Source organism: Streptomyces sp. NPDC017095 (assembly GCF_044332325.1).
In the GTDB taxonomy this organism is placed as follows: domain Bacteria; phylum Actinomycetota; class Actinomycetes; order Streptomycetales; family Streptomycetaceae; genus Streptomyces.
On sequence record NZ_JBIROU010000037.1, the window covers coordinates 1 to 5,232 of the forward strand.

The 5,232-nt window shown below is 76.7% G+C and carries 2 protein-coding genes; both read left to right on the forward strand.

The genetic code is table 11. From position 1 onward, the window contains the following. Positions 1-4,355 (forward strand): SDR family NAD(P)-dependent oxidoreductase (locus ACH4OA_RS34515; RefSeq protein ID WP_397973458.1); only part of this gene is annotated, 4,355 nt, incomplete at its 5' end. 40 nt (positions 4,356-4,395) lie between these two features. Continuing rightward, positions 4,396-5,232, forward strand: an 837-nt coding sequence (locus ACH4OA_RS34520; RefSeq protein WP_365942283.1) for a beta-ketoacyl synthase N-terminal-like domain-containing protein, incomplete at its 3' end; no start/stop codon positions are given.

The following is a 5,232-nucleotide window of genomic DNA, read 5'->3' on the forward strand; positions in this document are numbered from 1 at the left end:
CCTGGCCCACCACCCACCAACCCCGCCGCGCCGCCATCTCCTCCTTCGGCGTCAGCGGCACCAACGCCCACCTCATCCTCGAACAAGCACCACCCACAGAGGACGCCGAAGCCACCGAAGACGCCGAGGACGCAGGGCCGGCGCCGGCCGCGGTGCCCTGGCCGGTCTCCGGTACGACGCCGCGGGCCGTCCAGGCGCAGGCCGCGCGCCTGCTGGCGTACGCGCGCTCCCACCCGGACGTGTCCGCCACGGACATCGGGCACTCGCTGGTGACGACCCGGTCCGCCTTCCCGCACCGGGCCGTCGTGGTGGCGCCCGGCCGGGACGGACTCACGGCGGGACTCGCGGCGCTGGCCCGCGGCGAGCAGTCCCCGGCCGTCGTCACCGGCCGCATCCCCGACGAGCGGCTCTCCTCCGGCGTACGCCCGAAGACGGTGTTCGTCTTCCCGGGCCAGGGCGCCCAGTTCGCCGGCATGGCCGCCGAACTGCTGGAGACCTCGCCCGAGTTCCGCCGGTCGCTTCAGGAGTGCGCCGCGGCGCTCGCCCCGTACGTGGACTGGTCCCTGCTCGACGTGGTGCGCGGCAGCGCGGAGCCGGACTGGCTGGAGCGGGTGGACATCGTGCAGCCCGCCCTGTTCTCCGTGATGGTGGCGCTGAGCGCGCTGTGGCGGGCGGCCGGTGTGGTGCCGGACGCCGTCGTGGGCCACTCGCAGGGCGAGATCGCCGCGGCCTGTGTGGCGGGCGCCCTGTCCCTGCCGGACGCGGCGCGCGTGGTGGCCGTACGGAGCCGGGCGCTGCGGGCGCTGGCCGGCCACGGCGGCATGGCCACCGTGGCCCTGGACGAGGCCGGCGCCACCCGGCTGCTGGCCCGCTGGCAGGGCCGGCTGTCGGTGGCGGCCGTCAACAGCCCGTCCTCCGTGGTGGTGTCCGGCGAGACCGGCGCCCTGGACGAACTGCTGGAGCACTGCGCCGCGGAGGAGATCCGCGCCCGCCGCATCCCCGTGGACTACGCCTCCCACTCCGCCCAGGTCGAGGAGGTGCGCGACACCCTGCTCAGCGAGCTGCGGGACATCACGCCGCGCCGGCCGCACACCGCGTTCCGCTCGACCGTCACCGGCGAGCTGGTGGAGGACGCCTCCCTCGGGGCGGAGTACTGGTACGAGAACCTGCGCCGCCCGGTGCGGCTCGCGGAGGTCACCGAGGCGCTGGCACGGCAGGGCCACGACGTCTTCGTGGAGGTCAGTCCGCACCCGGTGCTGGTGGTGCCGATGCAGGAGACGATGGAGCACGCCGACGCGGCCGGCGCCCTCGTCACCGGTTCGCTGCGCCGCGACGACGCGGGCCTCGCGGGCTTCCTGAAGGCGGCCGCCACGCTGTGGACGCAGGGCGTCCCGGTCGGCTGGGACCCGGTGTTCCAGGGCCGCGCGGTGCGCCGGGCGGAGCTGCCGACCTACGCGTTCCAGCGGCAGAGCTACTGGCTCGACGACCGGCCCACGGGCGCGGGCGGCGTGGCCGGCGGACTGGAGGGCGACAGCCATCCCCTGGTCGACGCGGTCGTCCCGGCGGCGACGGGCGACACGCTGGTGCTGAGCGGGCTGCTGTCGGTGCGCACCCATCCGTGGCTGGCGGACCACACGGTGCACGGCACCATCCTGCTGCCCGGCACCGCGTTCCTCGAACTGGCGCTGCGGGCCGGTGAGCTGACCGGGCACCGGCAGGTGCGGGAACTGACCGTGCAGGCGCCGCTCGCGCTGCCGGCGGACGGCACCGTGACGCTCCAGGTCGTGGCCCGGCGGCAGGACGACGCGGACGGCTGGGCCGTCAGCGTGCACGCCCGGGACGAGGACGACGCGCCCTGGACCACCCATGCGACCGGACTGCTCGCCCCGGACGGCGAACCGGCGGCGCCGGAAGCGCACGACTGGCCGCCGCCGGGCGCGACCCCGGTCGACGTGGACGGCCACTACGACCGGCTGGCCGGCCGGGGATACGACTACGGGCCCTCCTTCCGGGCGCTGCGCGCCGCCTGGCGGACCGACGGGGCGGTCTTCGCCGAGGTGGCGCCGGACCCGGAACAGCCGGCCGGCGACACGCCGTTCGGTCTGCACCCGGCCCTGTGGGACGCGGCCCTGCACGCCGTGTCCCTGCTGCCCGGCGACCGGCGGGAGCCGGCCCCGGCCGACGGGTCCCCGGAGCCGGACGGGCAGCGTCCCACGCTGTTGCCGTTCTCCTGGAGCGACGTCCGCCTGCACGCCGCCGGCGCGACGGCCCTGCGGGTACGGCTGAGCGCCACCGGCCCGGACAGCGTGTCCGTCACTCTGGCCGACCCGTCGGGGAACCCGGTGGCCACGGTCGGCTCGCTGGCCCTGCGGCCGGTCGATCCCGCCCGCCTCGGCTCCGCCCTGCCGGCCCGGGCCGGCGGTCTGCTGCGGCTCGGGTGGCCCGCGGCCGCCGCGCGGGGCCAGGCGCCCACCGGACACTGGGCGCTGCTGGGGCCCGCCCCGGACCTGCCGGCGGAGACGCCGGACCTGCTGGTGGAGACGGCCCACCACGCCGGCCTGGACGCGCTGGCCGCGAGTCTGGACGCGGGGGCGCCCCGCCCGGACGCGATCGTCGCGTTCTGCCCGCCCGGCACCACGGGGGACGGTCCGGACGCCGTGCGCCGGGCCGCCGACTGGACGCTGACGCTTCTGCGGACGTTCCTCGGCGACGACCGGTACGCCGCGGCCCGGCTGGTGTTCGTCACCCGGGAGGCCGTGGCAGTGCAGCCGTCGGACGTGCCGGACGTCGCGGCCGCCGCCGTCTGGGGGCTGGTGCGCTCGGCGCAGACGGAGCACCCCGACCGGATCGTGCTGGTGGACGTCGATCCCGCCCGGCCCCGCGCCGAACAGCTCGCCGCGGCCCTGGCCACCGGCGAACCCCAGTGCGCGGTGCGCGCGGGCAAGGTCGTCGTCCCCCGTCTGCACAGCGGGCACGGCGAGGCGTCGCGGGCCGGCGTGCCGGCGCTCGGTGACGGCACGGTGCTGATCACCGGCGGCACCGGCACCCTCGGGGCCGCCGTGGCCCGGCACCTGGTGGCCGCGCACGGGGTGCGGCACCTGCTGCTGGTGAGCCGCCGGGGCGCCGCCGCCCCGGGCGCGGCGGAACTGGTGGCGGAGCTGACGGAGCAGGGCGCCGCGGTGCGGGCGGTCGCCTGCGACGTGGCGGACCGCGACGCGCTGGCGCGACTGCTGGCGAACCCCGCGGACGGCACAGACAGCGCGGACGGCACCGACAGCGTCCCGGTGACGGCGGTGATCCACACGGCCGGGGTGCTCGACGACGCGGTGGTGACCGCCGTGACCCCGGAGCAGCTGGAGCGGGTCGTCCGCCCGAAGGTCGACGCGGCGCTGCACCTGGACGCGCTCACCCGCGACCTGGACCTGAAGGCGTTCGTGCTGTTCTCGTCGGCCTCCGGCATCCTCGGCACCGCCGGGCAGGCGGTCTACGCCGCGGCGAACGCGGCCCTGGACGCCCTGGCGCGGCGCCGCCGGGCGGCCGGCCTGCCCGGTACGTCGCTGGCCTGGGGCTTCTGGGAGCGGCGCAGCGGGATGACCGGCCACCTGTCCGACGTGGACCTCGCCCGCATCGCGCGCTCCGGGACGCGTCCGCTCTCCCTCGACCAGGGCCTCGCGCTCTTCGACCGGGCGCTGGAGTCCGAGGAGGCGGTGCTCGTGCCGCTGCTGCTGGACTCCGCGGTCCTGCGGGAGCAGTCGGCGGCCGGCGTGGTCGGGCCGGTGCTGCGGGACCTCGTCACCGGCCCGCGCGCGGGCACGGCCGGCGGTTCCGGCACCGGGGCGAAGCCGGCCGCCCTGACCGGCCTCGACACCCTGCCGGAGGCCGAACGCGCCCGGGTGCTGCTGGACCTGGTCCGCGCCACGGCCGCCTCGGTGCTGGGGCACGCCTCCCCAGACGCGGTACCGGACGGCCGCGGCTTCGTGGACCTGGGCTTCGACTCGCTGGCCGCGGTGGAACTGCGCAACCGGCTCGCCGCCGCCACCGGGCTGCGGCTGCCGACCACCCTCGTTTTCGACCATCCCACTCCGCTCGCCGTCGCCGGCCGGCTCGGCGAGCTGCTGACCCCGCGCGAGGAGGCGGTGACGGCCTCGGTCTTCACCGACCTGGACCGCCTGGCCACCGCGCTGCGCGGGGCACCGCCGGACGAGGAGACGCGGCGGCGGGCGGTGGAGCGGCTGACGGATCTGCTGGCCGAACTGTCCGCTGCGGAGCCGGCGGACCTCGGGCCCGCGCTCGACGAGGCGACCGACGAAGAACTGTTCGACCTGGTGGACAACGGCTTCGGCACGGCCGACTGACACACCGTCGGACCTGCTGACGAAAAGGGGTGTGGAACGCGTGGCGGACGAGACGAAGCTGCGGGCTTATCTGAAACGGGCGATCGAGGAGGGAAAGCGGACCCGGGCGCGGCTGGAGGAGGTCGAGGCGCGGCTGCGGGAGCCGATCGCCGTGGTGGGCATGGCCTGCCGGTTCCCCGGCGGCGTCACCGGCCCCGAGGAGCTGTGGGAGCTGGTCGCCGAGGGCCGGGACGCGCTGGCGGAGCCGCCCGCCGACCGCGGCTGGGACCTCGGCCGGCTGGCGGCCGAGGAGACCGGCCGGCCCCGGGTGGGCGGTTTCCTGTACGACGCCGCGGACTTCGAACCGGAGTTCTTCGGGATCAGCCCGCGTGAGGCGCTGGCGATGGACCCGCAGCAGCGGCTGCTCCTGGAGGTCTCCTGGGAGGCGTTCGAGCGGGCCCGTCTGTCCCCGGAGTCGCTGCGCGGCAGTGCGACGGGGGTCTTCGTCGGCGTGATGTACAGCGACTACGGCAGCCGGGTCGTGCGCGCGCCGAAGGAGGTGGAGGGCTATCTCGGCAACGGCAGCGCGGGCAGCGTGGCCTCGGGCCGGCTCGCCTACACCTTCGGGCTGGAGGGGCCCGCGGTCACGGTGGACACCGCCTGCTCCTCGTCACTGGTGGCGATCCACCAGGCCGCCCACGCGCTCCGTTCGGGCGAGTGCTCCCTCGCGCTGGCCGGCGGGGTCACCGTCATGTCGACTCCGGGCGTGTTCGTGGAGTTCGCGCGGCAGGGCGGTCTCGCCGCGGACGGGCGGTGCAAGCCGTTCGCGGCAGCAGCCGACGGCACCGGCTGGGGCGAGGGCGCCGGCGTCCTCGTCCTGGAACGCCTCAGCGACGCC